The following is a 14,980-nucleotide window of genomic DNA, read 5'->3' as shown; positions in this document are numbered from 1 at the left end:
GGCTTCTTTCACGTGGTCGGACTGACAGGATTTGAACCTGCGACCCCTACACCCCCAGTGTAGTGCGCTACCAAACTGCGCCACAGCCCGTTACGCCCTGTAACAGTACAGCATGGCTCAGGGCGCGTACTAATCAGCCCCGCCAGTGGGCATTACTGCGGGTCAACCGGGGATTCCGTGACGATGATGCCGTCCGAGTCCGCATAGACGTACTCGCCCGGGTTGAACTCCACGCCACCGAAGCGCAGCACAACATCCTTCTCGCCCGCACCGGTCTTCGTGGACTTGCGCGGGTTGGTGCCCAGCGCCTTGCAACCGAAGTCCATCTCGCCGATGGCCTTGCTGTCGCGGATCGCGGCGTTGACGATCACCCCCGCCCAGCCGTTCTTCTGGCCCAGGCCGGCGATGATGTCGCCCACCAGTGCGGTGTGCAGGGACTCCTGGCCATCGATGACCAACACGCCGCCCGGGTTCGGCTCGCTGAGGATGGACTTCAGCAGCGCATTGTCCTGGAAGCAGGACACCGTGGTGATGCGGCCGCAGAACTCGACCTTGCCGCCGAGGTCCTGGAACTGCGTGTCGCAGGACCGGGACTCCGTTCCGATGATGTCAACCAAATCTGCCGTGGGGATAAAAGTGATCTCGCTCATAGCCTCTAAGCATAGGTGCTGGACCACCCCTGAACAGCAAGGTGCCCCACTTTGGGCGGGCATGTCCGGGCTGCCCGGTAAAGTGGACGGCGCATAAGCAAGCGTCGATCCGACACGAGGTTATAGAAGAGCACATGGCTGCATTTGACTGGTTCTGGCGTGCGATGGGCACGTCGCCGAAGAAGAATCAGAAGAAGTCCCGGGCGGTCGTCGCGCAGGCCAACCCCGAGCGCTACACCGGCGCTACTGATGACGAGCTCCGCGCCGCCGCAGCAGACGCGGTCGTCAAGGCAGGGGAGGGGGCGGAGGGGCGCATCAAGGACGTCCCGCAGCTGCTCGCCGTCCTCCGGGAGGTCACCCGCCGCACCCTCGGTGTGGCCCCCTTCGACGTCCAGCTCCAGGGCACCCTCGCCCTGCTCAACGGGGACGTCGCCGAAATGGCCACCGGTGAGGGTAAAACCCTGACCGGCGCGATGGCGACCATCGGCTACGCACTGCAGGGCAAGCGCGTCCACGTCATCACCGTCAATGGCTTCCTCGCCGCCCGCGACGACGAATGGATGGGCCCGATGTTCGACTTCTTCGGGCTCACCCACGGCGCCATCCAGGAGGAGTTGACCTCCGAGCAGCGCCGCGAGGTCTACCAGCGGGACATCGTTTTCGGCGCGATCAACGAACTCGGCTTCGACGTTCTCCGCGACCACCTGGCCACCGAACGCGCCGAAGTCGTCCGCACCCCCGCGGACGTCGCCGTCATCGACGAGGCGGACTCCGTGCTCGTCGACGAAGCCCTCGTTCCACTCGTCCTCGCGGGTAGCGAGCCGGGCACCGCGCCAGCCGGGCAAATCACCCAGCTGGTCCAGCGGATGGAGGAAAACGAGCACTTCACCATCTCCCCGGACCGCCGCAACGTGTTCCTCACAGATAAGGGCTCCGCGTTCGTTGAAAAGGCCCTCGGCATCGACTCCCTGTACTCGGAAGGCAAGGATGGCGAGGACGCCGGCCAGACTCTCGTCCAGGTCAACGTCGCCCTGCACGCCGAGCACCTGCTCATCCGGGATGTCCACTACATCGTCAAGGACGGCTCCGTCGCCCTCATCGACGGCTCGCGGGGCCGTATTGCCGACCTGCAGCGTTGGCCCGATGGCCTGCAGGCCGCGGTGGAGGCCAAGGAGGGGCTGCGCGTCACCGATGGTGGGCGCATCCTCGACCAAATCACCATCCAGGCCCTGATCGGCATGTACCCGACCGTCTGCGGCATGACCGGCACGGCCCTGGCGGCCGGGGACCAGCTGCGCCAGTTCTACGGTCTGCAGGTCTCGGTCATCGACCCGAACGTGCCGACCAAACGCTTCGACGAGGCCGACCGCATCTACGCCACCGACGAGGAACGCGACGCCGCCGTCATCGAACACATCCTCGCAGTTCAGGAGACCGGACAGCCGCAGCTCATCGGCACCCAGGACGTCGCCGCCTCCGAGCGCATCGCCGAGGCGCTTGCGGCTCGTGGCGTGCAGAGCTCGATCCTGAACGCGAAGAACCACGAGGCCGAGGCCGCCGTCATCGCCGAAGCAGGACGCCCCGGCCACGTCACCGTCTCCACTCAGATGGCAGGCCGTGGTACGGATATCAAGCTCGGCGGTAAGGACGAGTCCGCCCGCGATGCCGCCGTCGAGGCCGGGGGACTTCACGTGGTCGGCGTGGGCAGGTTCCGCTCCCAGCGCCTGGATAACCAGCTGCGCGGGCGCGCGGGCCGGCAGGGCGACCCTGGTAGCTCGGTCTTCTTCGTCTCCCTGCAGGATGATGTCGTGGAAACCGGCGGTGCCGGGGAGAGCCTGGAGGCCCAGCCGGACGCGAGCGGTCGCCTGAATCAGAAGAAGGTCGCGAACTTCGTCGACCACTGCCAGCGCGTCACCGAAGGCCAGATGCTGGACATTCACGCCACGACCTGGAAGTACAACAAGCTCATCAAGGACCAGCGGGACATCATCGACGCCCGTCGTCAGAAGCTGCTGGACACCGATGCCGCCTGGCAGGAGCTCGCCGAAGCACAGCCACAGAAGGCCGCCAGCCTGCAGGGGCAGGGCATCGAGCAGCCCGTGCTGGAACAATCGGCCCGCGCGATCATGCTCTTCCACCTGGACCTGGAGTGGAGCGAGCACCTGGCCTATCTGGACGACATCCGGGAGTCCATCCACCTGCGCGCCATCGCCCGGGAATCGCCCATCGACGAGTTCCACCGCATGTCCATCGCCGCTTTCGGTGACTTGGCAGCCCGTGCGGTGAACAAGGCGGAGGACACCTTTGCTGAGGCGGAGTTCACCAGCGAAGGCGTGGACCTGGATGGCCTCGGCCTCCACAAGCCGTCTGCGACCTGGACTTATATGGTCAACGACAATCCGCTCTCCAGCGGTGGCGGCTCGTTGATCGGCTCTGTGGCGCAGATGTTCAGATAGTTATGAACTTGTGAAAACAACCGCGGTGACTCTCCATCGCTTGCGGGGTAGTATTGTGTTGTCGTTAGCCAAATACGTTCCAGAGAGGATCTCACTATGAGCCAGAACACCGGTAAGCCGGAGGCATCTGTCGAGACCACATCGGTGTTTCGCGCGGACCTCCTGAAGGAGATGGAGTCCGGCGCCCAGGCCGACGCATCTCCTTCCGGTGTCGAGGGGTTGCCGGAGGGCTCCGCCCTTCTCGTGGTGAAGCGCGGCCCGAACGCCGGTTCCCGCTTCCTCCTCGATCAGGAGACCACCGCCGCTGGCCGTCACCCGGACAGCGACATCTTCTTGGACGACGTCACCGTCTCCCGCCGCCACGCCGAGTTCCGTCGCAACGGTGCGGACTACGAGGTCGTGGACGTCGGCTCCCTGAACGGCACCTACGTCAACCGCGAGCCGAAGAACTCCGCGGTCCTGTCCAACGGTGACGAGATCCAGATCGGCAAGTTCCGCCTCGTGTTCCTGAACGGCGCGAAGGAAAGCTAAAAACCGTGGCGGCACAAGAAGGTAACGCAGCGAAGAAGCTGCTCGAGCAGAACCCGGCGCAGACCGGAGAGAAGGTGCTTCCCACCGCCTCCATCGGCGATGTGCTGAAGCAGCTGAAGCCGGATTTCCCGGACGTGACGGTCTCCAAGATCCGCTTCCTGGAATCCGAGGGGCTCATCACCCCGCGCCGTAGCCAGTCCGGCTACCGCCGCTTCTCCCCGGAGGACATTCAGCGCCTGCGCTACATCCTGACCCACCAGCGCGATAACTACCTGCCGCTGAAGGTCATCAAGGAGCAGCTTGATGCGATGGACGCCGGGAAGGTCACCCCGGTGTACGCCAAGCGTCAGATCGCCGGTGCGATGTCCGCGGAGCAGTTCCGTTCCTCGGAGCCACGCCGACTGACCCGCGCGGACCTGACGGCGCGTGCTGGCGTGGAGGATTCCTTCACCGGCAGCCTGATCCGCCTGGGGCTCGTCATGGCCGACCAGTCCGGTTTCTTCAGCGTGGACGACATCACGATCGTGCAGCTGGCGGACCGGCTCAGCGAGTTCGGCCTCGACGGCCGCCACCTCAAGGCCATGATGACCATCGCGCACCGCCAGCTCGACCTGGTCTCCCGCGTCTCCGATCCGCTGAAGCACGCTCGTGACGAAAACGCGCGCCAGCGTTCCGCGGAAACAGCTCGCGAGGTCTCTGCGCTGTTGCTCTCCCTCAACGCCGCCATCGTGAAGGGCAACCTCGACTAGATTCTCTAGAGCTTTTTGGGCCCGCGCCTACTTCCCGCACAGGGGAGGGGCGCGGGCCTTAGTTTTTGGTCGAAGGCGAAGCCGGAGGCGTCCGCAAAAGTTATCTGACACGCGTGTTGTTACACATGTGTCGTTTGTTGTGGATGTTAATGTTAACCTTGAACTTGAACTTAAGGGTTTGCGGTTGACGTGTCCGCCGACCCGGCTATTCTTTAACTAACAAGAGGGGACCGCGTAAGCGGCCACGGTCAGGAGAAGCGAATGGGTACGAACGAAGGCCAGCAGGATGCACTCTTCGATGTGCACGGGCCAGACTATGAGGTGGGCTACCGCGTGCCCATCGCATGCCAGGTCGCAGGTATTACTTACCGCCAGCTCGACTACTGGGCTCGCACCGACCTGGTAAAGCCCTCCATCCGTAACGCCTCCGGCTCCGGTTCCCAGCGCCTGTACTCCTTCCGCGACATCCTCGTGCTGAAGATCGTCAAGGGCCTGCTGGATACCGGCATCTCCCTGCAGAACATCCGCAAGGCAGTCAGCAAGTTGGAGAACCTCGGCGTGGATGACCTCGCCGGCCTGACCCTCGTCTCCGACGGCACGACCGTCTACGAGTGCCGTTCCTCCGAGGAGGTCATCGACCTGCTCAACGGTGGCCAGGGCGTGTTCGGCATCGCCGTTCCAGGCCTGATGAAGGAGCTCAGCGGCGATATCACGAGCTTCCCATCGGAGAAGATTTCCCAGGACCCGGCGATCGACGAGCTCGCAGAGCGTCGTCGGCGCCGTCGCTTGGCCTAGGCCGCAGCCTTTCGAGAAACTTTAAGCCTCGCTGCCCCCCCCTGACCGCAGCGGGGCTTAAAGAATATCCTTCAGTACCCCGTCCACGGCCTTCGCGTCGCGGGCGGGGTAGAACTTTCCACCCGTAGCCTCCGCGATCTGCGTGAGCTCGTCTGCGGAAACATCGCCACCGATACCCACGATGTCCACCCGCACCTGCGGGTTGGCCGCCGCCAGCTGGGCCTTCAGCTGCTCGACGGAGAGCTCGTCCTGGTTCTTACCTGCTAGCACCACGACCATGCGGCCCGCTGGCTTCTCCGCGCCCGCTGCCGCAGCGGAATCCACCGCCGCCTTGTGAGCGGCCGAGATGGAAACGTTCGCGTGGTTGCCACCGCCCACATTCAGCTGATCCAGCACCGCACCGGCGGCCGCCCCACCATCGCGGGCCGAAAGGTCAACGTTCACGCGGTAGGGGGTACGTGCCCCGGGGGAGAGCTGCGAAGAATAGTTCCACAGGCTCACCGCACCCTCGTTCTCGCCAACCCGCTGGAAGGCAGAGTGCAGTGCACCTCGCACCACGTCGAGGCGGCGCGCATCGCCCTCGACGACACCCATCGCGTCGGAGGTATCCAGCAGGAAGGTGACGTCCGTGCCACGAGCCAGCGCCGGCTTCTTCGCCTTATCCTTGTCCTTCTTGGAGCCCTTAGCCTTCTCGTCCTCGCCGCTTTTCGCGTCCTTAGTGCCCTCGCCCTTGCCACCGGTCAGCGCGGCAACCTCGGTGGTCCGCAGCTTCTGCTCCTCAACCGCGAAGCTGGTGAAGTCTGAAGCCGCACGCTGGCCAAGCTCCGGCACCCGGTCGCCGGCCTCAAGGCGGAGCACCGGTCGGGCTGGATCGCCGACCGTCGGGGCCGTGCTACCAGCCGCTCGCACGCCGTGATCCTTCGCGGCCGGAAGGACTGCCGCGGCGTCCTCCGGAACCCACGCTGCAGGGACCTCAGAGTCCAGCTTGGACAGGCCGTCGCGGTCCGCGACCTCGGAGACAGCGGCGGTGACGCAGTGATCGGCGACGACCCGGTCGGCGTCGTTATACGCGTTTGCGAGGTCCTCTGCCGCCGACTTGGCCTTGGGGGCGGCCCAGACGCTCAGTTCGTAGTCGCCCTCCGCGCACTCCTCGGCGGCCACCGTCTCCTGGTTATTCTTCGACACCGCTGACCAGCCGATGATCAGTGCGGTGACCAGCACGACCGCGATCAGCACGGCCCAGACCCACCCGGCGACCTTGAAGTTATTCTCACCACTCGCGTGACGCGCCATCGACCCTCCAAAAATCGTGTTCAAACCTTCAGTTTAGTGCAGCCCGGTGCACCCCAGCCGTCGATCACATGTCCGGCGCGTCCTGCGTCGGCTGCCGGGGTTGGTCCTCGTGGCTGAGCAGCAGATCCAGAAGCTCCAGCAGCTCGCCGCGCAGCTCCTGGGCCCTGGTCGTCAGTTCTCGCTGGCGGCGGACGTACTCCGCCTTTCCCTCGGCCATCTCGATGCGCACCGGCTCGAAACCCCATTCCCGCAGGTCATAGGGGCTGGCCTCCATGTCCAGCTGCCGGAAATCCCGCGCTAGCTCGAAGCAATCCACCCACAGCTCGCCCGGCACCACCGGACCCAGCTTGGTCGCCCACTTGTACAAGTCCATGCCCGCGTGCAGGCAGCCCGGCTGTTCAAAGAGCTCCTGGCTTTCCCTGGTGAGCTGATTCGCATTCATCGGTGCGGAAGAAGAAGTGAAGAACCGGAAGGCGTCGAAGTGCGTGCACTTCAGCTCGTGGCATTCCACGACCTCGTTGGTGCCAGCCGCACCCAGCCGAAGCGGCTCCGGGTGCCGCGGGGCATCCCGGTAGACCATGGCCCACTCGTGCAGCCCGAAGCAGCTTAAGACCGCGGGCCGGGCAGCCGTCGAGGCGAGCAGCCGCCGGATGAACCGGGCGGTTCCGCCCCGGCGCGCCAGAAACGCCGCTGGATCCAGCACCCAGGTATTCCCAACGCGGTGGTAGAAATCCTTTACCTGCGGCAACCCCTCCACCGGTTCGTCCGGGTGGATCTCGAGTGCTGTGCCCAGCCCCGGGTGCCACTTCTTCAGCTTCCCAGGGGTCACGGGGTAGTAGCTGAAGAGGAAGTCCCACACCGGGTGGCGTTCACCCTGCTGGCGGCGCGCCTGGTGTGCCGCGGTCAGCGATTCCACCCGCTGCTGGTGGGCAGCCTCGCGGGCCTGCCAATCATCCCAGCCCAGCACACGCTCGGCTGGGCGGGTGGGGGATAGCTGAGTATCAATAGCCATGCAGGCCTCTGCTGCCTCCTTTTCTCTTCGGGGGGACCTAGTGCTTCTAGTCGTGGGTCCAGTCGCGAACGGTGCCCACGAGCTCCTCGATGATGTCCTCCAGCATCACCAGCCCGATGGTGCGCCCGTTCTCCACGACCGCTGCCACGTGCGAGGAGTTCACGCGCATCGCGCGCATCGCCAGGTCGAAGTTCTGCGTGCTCGTCACGGTGATCAGCGGGCGGATAGGGACGGCGACGTCGCGGTCTGCAAGGAAGTCGTCCAGCGCGTCCTTGACGTGCACGTAGCCCAACCAGGTGCCGTTCGAATCGGCGACAGGGAAGCGGGAGAAACCCGTCTCCACCACCGCGTGGTGCACCTCCATGACCGTCGGGCCGGACGTCCCGAACGGCAGGGCGTAGACGTCCTCACGGGGGATGAGAACTTCGCCCATCGCGCGGCGGGAACTAGCCAGGGCGTTGGAGATGCGGTCCGCCTCGTCGGCGGCGATCAGGCCCTCGGAACGGGACTCCGCGATCATGTTCGCCAACTCATGCGGCGAGACGGTGGAATCCAGCTCGTCCTTCTGTTCAACACCGAGTGCATGGAGCACGGTTCGTGCGATCCAGTTCAGCACGACCATGATCGGGTGCGTCACCTTAACGAACGCCAGGTGCGGCAGAACCAGGTACGTGCCGACAGTCTCAGGGCCGGCGAGCGCGATATTCTTCGGCACCATCTCGCCCAGCACGATGTGCAGCATCGTGATCAACAGCAGCGCAATGGTAAAGCCAATCGGGTGGACGAAACTCTCCGGCAGCCCCAGGGCCGCCAGCGGGGCCTCGATGAGGTGGGCGATCGCCGGCTCGCCGATCATGCCCAGCAGGACGGAGGCGATGGTGATACCGAACTGCGCGCCCGCCAGCATGATAGTCAGGTGTTCAACGGCGTAACGGACCTTCTTCGCCCGCTGGTTGCCCGAGGCGATCATCGAGTCCAGGCGGTCCTTACGGGAGGAGATCAGCGCGAACTCCACCGCCACGAAGAAGGCGTTGACCAGGATCAGAAAAGCGGCAAGAAGAATGCCCCACAGATCACCCATTAGTTTTCACCCTCCTCATCGATGTACTCGGCGGCCTGTTCCTCGGTGATCGGGCTCAGGATCACCCGATCGACGCGGTGCTTATCCATCGACACCACGCGCGCCAACCAGCGGTTGTTCAGCCCGCTTTCAAACGAGTCCCGGAGTTCCCGCTCGGAGCGGGGGAGGACCACCTGGTCGCCCTCCAGCGGTACCCTGCCCAGGGCGGACATCACGAGCCCACCGAGGGTCTCGTAGGGGCCGTCTGGGGCGGTGTAGCCGACCTCTTCGAAAATCTCGTCGGTACGGACCAGGCCGGACATCTCCCACATCTGCCCGGTGCGGCGGACCTCGGCGTCCTCGTCCTTATCGTCGTACTCATCCCAGACCTCGCCGACGATTTCCTCGACGACGTCCTCGATGGTGATGATGCCGGAGGTGCCGCCGTACTCGTCCGCGACGAGGATGAGCTGCGAACCGGCGGATCGCACGCTCTGCAGGACGGCCTCCCCGCCCAGGCTTTCCGGAACGGTGGGGACGGGGCGGGCGAGGCGTTTGACGGTGGTCGTCGCCAGCCGCTCCGGCTGCAGCGCGACCGCGTCCTTGACGTGGACGACGCCGATCGTGTCGTCCAAATCGCCACGGGTAACGGGGAAACGGGAGTGGCCGGTCTCCATGGCGAGCAGGATCAGCTTGTCCGCGGTGTCCTCCTCATCCAGCGACTCGACGGTGGAACGCGGCGTCATGATGTCGTCGGCGGAAATGTCCCGGAATCGCAGGGAACGGTCCAGGATCTGTGCTTTGGCCTGCGTGAACTCGCCGGTGCCGGCGGAGGACTTCACGATGGCGGCCAGCTCCTTCGGGCTACGGGCGCTCGCGAGCTCATCGGCCGGCTCGATACCGAAGCGGTGCAGCACAAAGTTCGCGAGGTTGTTCAGCCAAGAGATGAAACCACGGAAGAACTGGTTGAAAGCCCACACCGGGCGGATCGTGAAGCGCGCAACCTTGATCGGGTCGGTGATCGCCAAGTTCTTCGGCACCAGCTCGCCGAAGATCATGGAGAGGGCCGTGGCCAGGATGACGGCGAGGGCCAGCGCGATCGCCATCGAGGCGGAGTGCGGGATGCCGAATAGATCCAGCATCGGGGTGAAGAACTTCGCCAGGATCGGCTCGGCGAGGAAGCCGGTAGCCAGGGTCGTGATCGTGATGCCCAGCTGCGCGCCGGAGAGCATCAGGGAGAGCTCGCCGTGAGCCTTTTGGATCAGGCGTGCCGGGCCGTCGTTCTTGTCCTTGACGTGTTGGTCGATGGTCGATCTTTCGAGACCGGTGATGGCGAACTCGATCCCGACGAACAGCCCGGTACCCGCGGTCAGCGCAATGAAGCCCGCGAGGCCGAGGATGCTCAGCAGTATGTCCATATTCTTGAGAAGTTGTCCTTGGCGAGGAGTGAGTGGGTGGTGGGTTGTGCGTGCTCCGGCGGACCGGGACGGTGGTGGCTATTCACGGAGAATCCGGCGGACGAGCCTGGTGGACTCGACCTTCTCGTAGCCCAGGTTAGCGGCCCGCATCATGGTCGAAACTTCGCGAACCTGGTCGGGGAAGGCAAGCAGGGCGACCGTGCCGGACGCACCCGCGCGGCCCGTACGGCCCGAGCGGTGTACGAGCGCCTTGGGATCGCGCGGCGGGTCGATGTGTACGACGGCGCGCACTCCCGGCACATCGATTCCCCGGGCGGCGATGTCGGTGGCGACAAGCACGCGCACCTTACCCTCGCGGAAGTCCGCGAGCGCGCGCTGGCGGGATTGATGGCCGCGATTGCCGTGCAGGGCGGAGACCTTGACCCCGCCCGCGGAGAGGTACTTCGCCCAGCGCGTCACCGCGTGGGTGGTGCGCACGAAGAAAATCACGCGAGGCACCTTGCGTGCGATCGCGCGGACCGCCGCCTGGCGCTGTCCGTTATCAGCGACCTCGCTGAGGAGGAACTCCACCGGGGCGTCCGCGCCCTTGGTGGGGCGTGGGGTTGGTCGAGCCGCCGTGGCTCGTGCGCCTGCCGCGTCCCGGTCATGTGCGCCTCCGGCGTCGGTTGCGGCGTGGTCCGGAGCAACTGGCGAGGCGGAGCGTGCGCCTGCGGCGTCGATGCGGACTGGGTTGCGAGTCCAGCCCTCGGCCAGTGCTGCGACCTCGCCGTCTAAGGTCGCGGAGAAGAGCAGCCGCTGGCTGCCTTGCGGAGTGCGTTCGAGAATTGCCTGCACCTGGGGAAGGAATCCGAGGTCTGCCATGTGGTCGGCCTCGTCCACGACCGTGACGGCGCAGTGCTCTAGGGAGATCGCACGGCGTTTAATGAGGTCGTTCAACCGACCCGGGGTGGCCACGACAAGATCCACCGTGCGGGCCAGGGAGGTGAGATTGGCTCGCACCTTCACCCCGCCCACCAGGACCAGCGCACGCAGGCCCAGAGCTGCGGCATGCGGGTCCAGGTTCTCGAAGACCTGCTCAGCGAGCTCGCGGGTGGGGCAGAGCACCACACCCCGAGGATTGCCCGGCCGGGTCGCGCGCGGCAGATCCCCGGAACTCAACCGGGCCAGCATGGGAAGCCCGAAGGCGAGCGTTTTTCCCGAACCAGTCGGAGCGCTGGCCAGCACGTCCTTGCCCTCAACGGCGGAGGGGATCACGCTGGCCTGGATGGGGAAGGCCTCACGCAGCCCCGCGCGCTGCAGGGACTGTGCGAGCGCTACTGGTAGCCCGAGCGATCGAAACTCGGGCTGGGAAGACGGCGGCTCGGGGTCAGGCGACGGCACTTAAGCCTCGACCTCGCTGCGATCGCCGGACCAGAGGGTGTGGAAGGCGCCAGGCTTGTCCACGCGGCCGTAGGTGTGGGCGCCGAAGAAGTCGCGCTGGCCCTGAATCAGCGCGGCCGGCAGGCGCTGGGCACGCAGGGAGTCGTAGTAGGAAAGCGAGGAGGCAAACACTGGAACCGGGTGCCCCTGCGCGGTCGCGGTCCCGACGACGCGGCGCCACGAATCCACCAGGCCAGACATCTGCTCCAGGAAGTACTCGTCCAGCAGCAGGGACGGCAGCTGCGGGTCAGCCTCGTAGGCATCGACAATGCGGTTGAGGAAGCGGGCGCGGATGATGCAGCCACCGCGCCAGATGCGAGCCAGGTCCCGGGGGTCGACGTCCCAACCGTATTCCTGTGAACCGGCGAGGATCTGGTCGAAGCCCTGGGCGTAGGCGACCATCTTCGACGCGTACAGTGCGCGGCGGACGTCCTCGATGAAGTCCTCCCGCTGGGCAGCGTCCACCGGGGCAGCCAGCTCACCGGAAGCGAGCTTGCCCTGGGCGGCCTGGCGGGCAGGGCCATCAGAGGAGAGCGCGCGGGCAAAGACTGCCTCGCCGATACCGGTGACCGGGATGCCCAGGTCGCAGGCGGACTTCACGGTCCAGCGCCCCGTGCCCTTCTGGCCGGCTGCGTCCACGATGATGTCCACAAGCGGCTTGCCGGTTTCGACATCGACCTGCGCCAGGACCTCCGCGGTGATCTCCACGAGGTAGGACTCCAGCTCGCCGGTGTTCCACTCGCGGAAGACCTCGGAGATCTCCTTCGGGCTCAGCCCCGCCCCGTAGCGCAGCAGGTGATAAGCCTCACCGATGACCTGCATGTCCGCGTACTCGATACCGTTGTGGACCATCTTGACGAAGTGGCCGGCGCCGTCCGGGCCGATGTGGGCGCAGCATGGCTCGCCATCAACCTTCGCGGAAATGGACTCCAGCAGCGGGCCCAGGGACTCGTAGGCCTCGGCGGTTCCGCCCGGCATGATCGCAGGCCCGTTCAGGGCGCCCTCCTCGCCACCGGAGATACCGGTGCCGACGAAGTGCAGGCCGCGCGCGGAGATCTCCTTCTCGCGGCGGATCGTGTCCGTGTACAGGGCGTTGCCGCCATCGATGATGATGTCGCCCGGGTCCATGAGCTCGGCGAGCTGCTCGATCATGGCATCGGTGGCGGGGCCGGCCTGCACCATAATCAGCGCGCGGCGCGGCTTTTCGAGGGAGGCGACGAAGGCCTCCAAGGTCTCGGCTGGGATGAAAGAACCCTGCTCGCCGAAGTTATCCATGAAGCCCTCGGTGCGGGCGAAAGTGCGGTTGAAAACCGCCACGGTGTGGCCGTGATTCGCGAAGTTGCGGGCGATATTGGACCCCATCACCGCCAGGCCGATCACGCCGATCTGGGCGAGCTCGCCATCTGGTGCGCCTGCGGGTGCCTGATTCGAGGAAAGATTCGGTGCCGAAGGTTTACTCATGATTTCCCAGTTTACCCCGACACTTCGTGGTTAATCTATTGACATGAACGAACACGTGAAGACCATGTTGCAGCTCAGTAGCACGGCTAGTCAGCGTAAGCTCACCGGCGAAGAGCTCGACACCCTCAATGGAATTTCGACCGCAACCAACGGGCTGGAAGACGCGCTGGGTGTTCACTACACCGAGGTAGCACCTCATTCCCTCACCCTGCGCCTCGAGGTGAAACCGATGCACCTGCAGCCTTGGGGGATCACCAACGGAGGCATCTACGCCACGCTGGGGGAGACCGCAGCCAGCATGGCCAGCTTCGTCGCCGCGGGCGCGGGCCCGATCGTCGTCGGAACGAACAATAACACCGACTTCCTGCGGCCATCGAAGGCCGGCGACGTCATCGTCTCCACCGCGACCGCTGAGCACCTGGGGTCGACCTCCCACCTGTGGCGCGTCGAGCACCGCAATGAGGAGACCGGCAAGCTGCTGGCACTGACCATGCTGAAGACCGCCGTGATGAATAAGTGAGTTAGCGCCAAGCAAAAATCCCCGGCCGCCCACCACGAAGGTGGGGCCGGGGGATCGTGGCATCTAGCGCCCTCGGGCGCCAGCGCGGGAACTAGTCGGCGTCAGCCGGGGTGTCGCGACCCTCGCCGAACTTGAGGTTATCGCGCACCTCGAGGGAACGGATGCCCTTCTCGTCCTCCAGCTTGCGCAGCTTGTTCAGCGCGTTACGGGCGTGCAGCTGCTGACGGGTAGCAACCAGCTGCCAGCGGCGACGGGACACGGAGTTCAGGCCCCAGCTGAACGCGGCGATCGCGCGGTTGCGGAAGCCGACCAGGTACAGCAGGTGCAGGGCCAGCCACATCAGCCAACCGATGAAGCCGGAGACCTCGGCCTTGTTGATCTTCACCACAGCGTTGAAGCGGGAGACGATCGCCATGGAGCCCTTGTCGAAGTAGTCGAACGGAGCGCGAGCCTCCGGGCTGGTGCCATTCTCGATCTCGTCGATGATGGTCTTCGCAGCGTACTGACCACCCTGCATAGCGACCTGGGCGACGCCCGGCAGGCCATTGAGATTGATCATGTCGCCGATGAGGAAGACGTTCTTGTGCTCACCCAGGGTCAGGTCCTCGTTGACCATGACGCGACCCGCGCGGTCGGACTCCACACCAGCCTGGTCGGCGACGTGCTTGCCCAGCGGGGAAGCGGCCACACCGGCGGACCAGATCTTGGCGTAGCTCGGGATCGAGGACTCCTCGCCCGTCTTCATGTTCTTGTAGGTCACGCCCTCACGGTCCACGTTGGTGACCAGAGAGTTCAGGACGACCTCGACGCCAAGATCCTCAAGCTTGCGGCGAGCCTTGCGGCCCAGGCGCTTGCCGAACGGAGGCAGAACCTGCGGGCCACCGTCGATGAGGATGATGCGGGCGTCGTTGGTGTCGACCTCGCGGAACTCCTTGGCGAGGGTGCGGTGCGCCATCTCAGCCAGCTGACCAGCCAGCTCCACGCCGGTCGGGCCAGCGCCGACGACCACGAAGTTCAGCAGGCGGCGGCGTTCCTCCGGGTCAGTGGTGATCTCGGCGCGCTCGAAGGCGCCGGTGACGCGGGCACGGATCTCCAGCGCGTCGTCGACGGACTTCATGCCCGGCGCGAACTCGGCGAAGTGGTCATTACCGAAGTAGGACTGTGCAGCGCCCGCAGCGAGGATCAGGGAGTCGTACTCGATGACAGCTTCCTTGCCACCCAGGTCCGCGGTGACGTTCTGGCCGTCGATGTCGATGTTGCGGACCTCGCCCTTGATCACGCGGATGTTCTCGTCGTCAGCCATCAGCTGGCGGATGGAAGGTGCGATCTCACCTTCAGACAGGATACCGGTCGCGACCTGGTACAGCAGTGGCTGGAACAGGTGGTGGTTGGTGCGGTCGATGATGGTGACCGCGATGTCCTTGCCCTTGAACTTCTTTGCCGCGAACAGACCGCCGAAACCGCCGCCGATGATGACGACGTGGTGGCGCTTACCTGCTGGACCAAGGGAGTTGGTGGTCATAAGAAACTAATGCTCCTCAGCACAATATTTTTGGTTTTTGTATTCAAGTTCTCGCTGATATACGGACCCTGTGAGATCCTCACGAAGCGTGCTT

At 65.1% G+C, this 14,980-nt stretch carries 13 protein-coding genes and 1 tRNA gene; 5 read left to right on the top strand and 9 right to left on the bottom strand.

Going from position 1 to position 14,980, the window contains the following annotated elements; genetic code table 11:
• Nucleotides 1-13: 13 nt before the first annotated feature.
• Both HMPREF3088_RS07420 and rraA read right to left on the bottom strand, forming a co-directional pair.
• Nucleotides 14-90 (bottom strand) — tRNA-Pro (locus tag HMPREF3088_RS07420).
• A gap of 62 nt (nucleotides 91-152) precedes the next feature.
• A complete protein-coding gene (gene rraA, locus HMPREF3088_RS07415) occupies nucleotides 153-650 on the bottom strand; it encodes a ribonuclease E activity regulator RraA (protein ID WP_141759452.1) in 498 nt (165 codons plus the stop codon).
• 134 nt (nucleotides 651-784) lie between these two features.
• Here rraA and secA2 point away from each other — a divergent pair, with 134 nt between their 5' ends.
• The 4 genes from secA2 to HMPREF3088_RS07395 all read left to right on the top strand — a co-directional run bounded on the left by secA2 (nucleotide 785) and on the right by HMPREF3088_RS07395 (nucleotide 5,181).
• Nucleotides 785-3,106 carry an accessory Sec system translocase SecA2 gene (gene secA2, locus HMPREF3088_RS07410; RefSeq protein ID WP_070759132.1) on the top strand — a complete coding sequence of 774 codons (2,322 nt, stop codon included), beginning with the start codon at nucleotides 785-787 and terminating at the stop codon, nucleotides 3,104-3,106.
• Between the two features lie 96 nt (nucleotides 3,107-3,202).
• The gene (odhI, locus tag HMPREF3088_RS07405; protein ID WP_070759131.1) at nucleotides 3,203-3,637 is read left to right on the top strand and encodes an oxoglutarate dehydrogenase inhibitor Odhl; all 435 of its coding nucleotides are present in this window, start codon (nucleotides 3,203-3,205) and stop codon (nucleotides 3,635-3,637) included.
• 5 nt (nucleotides 3,638-3,642) lie between these two features.
• Nucleotides 3,643-4,386: a transcriptional regulator FtsR gene (locus HMPREF3088_RS07400; RefSeq protein WP_070759130.1), complete on the top strand. Its 744-nt coding sequence runs from the start codon at nucleotides 3,643-3,645 to the stop codon at nucleotides 4,384-4,386.
• A 261-nt stretch (nucleotides 4,387-4,647) separates the two neighbouring features.
• Nucleotides 4,648-5,181, top strand: coding sequence for a MerR family transcriptional regulator (locus HMPREF3088_RS07395; protein ID WP_070759129.1), 534 nt, complete (start codon nucleotides 4,648-4,650; stop codon nucleotides 5,179-5,181).
• A 57-nt stretch (nucleotides 5,182-5,238) separates the two neighbouring features.
• Here HMPREF3088_RS07395 and HMPREF3088_RS07390 read toward each other — a convergent pair whose 3' ends face one another.
• From HMPREF3088_RS07390 to gndA, 6 genes are all read right to left on the bottom strand, one after another.
• Nucleotides 5,239-6,498, bottom strand: a complete 1,260-nt coding sequence (locus HMPREF3088_RS07390) for a vWA domain-containing protein (RefSeq protein ID WP_246818111.1) — start codon at nucleotides 6,496-6,498, stop codon at nucleotides 5,239-5,241.
• A 40-nt stretch (nucleotides 6,499-6,538) separates the two neighbouring features.
• Entirely contained in the window at nucleotides 6,539-7,486 is a 948-nt protein-coding gene (locus HMPREF3088_RS07385; RefSeq protein ID WP_070759127.1) for a 3-methyladenine DNA glycosylase, read from the bottom strand.
• Nucleotides 7,487-7,532: 46 nt separating this feature from the next.
• Entirely contained in the window at nucleotides 7,533-8,567 is a 1,035-nt protein-coding gene (locus HMPREF3088_RS07380; RefSeq protein WP_070759126.1) for a hemolysin family protein, read from the bottom strand.
• Entirely contained in the window at nucleotides 8,567-9,964 is a 1,398-nt protein-coding gene (locus HMPREF3088_RS07375) for a hemolysin family protein (protein WP_070759125.1), read from the bottom strand. Before HMPREF3088_RS07375 ends, HMPREF3088_RS07380 begins: the two co-directional genes overlap by 1 nt.
• A gap of 78 nt (nucleotides 9,965-10,042) precedes the next feature.
• Nucleotides 10,043-11,344 (bottom strand): DEAD/DEAH box helicase, encoded by a 1,302-nt coding sequence (locus tag HMPREF3088_RS07370; protein WP_070759124.1) that lies wholly within the window; start codon nucleotides 11,342-11,344, stop codon nucleotides 10,043-10,045.
• A complete protein-coding gene (gene gndA / locus HMPREF3088_RS07365; RefSeq protein ID WP_070759123.1) occupies nucleotides 11,345-12,844 on the bottom strand; it encodes an NADP-dependent phosphogluconate dehydrogenase in 1,500 nt (499 codons plus the stop codon).
• A 43-nt stretch (nucleotides 12,845-12,887) separates the two neighbouring features.
• Here gndA and HMPREF3088_RS07360 point away from each other — a divergent pair, with 43 nt between their 5' ends.
• On the top strand, nucleotides 12,888-13,364 hold the full coding sequence (locus HMPREF3088_RS07360; RefSeq protein ID WP_070759122.1) for a PaaI family thioesterase: 477 nt from the start codon (nucleotides 12,888-12,890) through the stop codon (nucleotides 13,362-13,364).
• A 91-nt stretch (nucleotides 13,365-13,455) separates the two neighbouring features.
• On the opposite strand, the gene HMPREF3088_RS07355 is transcribed toward HMPREF3088_RS07360, so the two are convergent.
• On the bottom strand, nucleotides 13,456-14,886 hold the full coding sequence (locus HMPREF3088_RS07355) for an NAD(P)/FAD-dependent oxidoreductase (RefSeq protein ID WP_012360311.1): 1,431 nt from the start codon (nucleotides 14,884-14,886) through the stop codon (nucleotides 13,456-13,458).
• Nucleotides 14,887-14,980: the final 94 nt, after the last annotated feature.

Source organism: Corynebacterium sp. HMSC22B11 (assembly GCF_001815965.1).
Taxonomy (GTDB): Bacteria; Actinomycetota; Actinomycetes; order Mycobacteriales; family Mycobacteriaceae; genus Corynebacterium.
The sequence above is the reverse complement of the archived record's forward strand: the minus strand, read 5'-3'. Positions and strand labels throughout refer to the sequence as shown.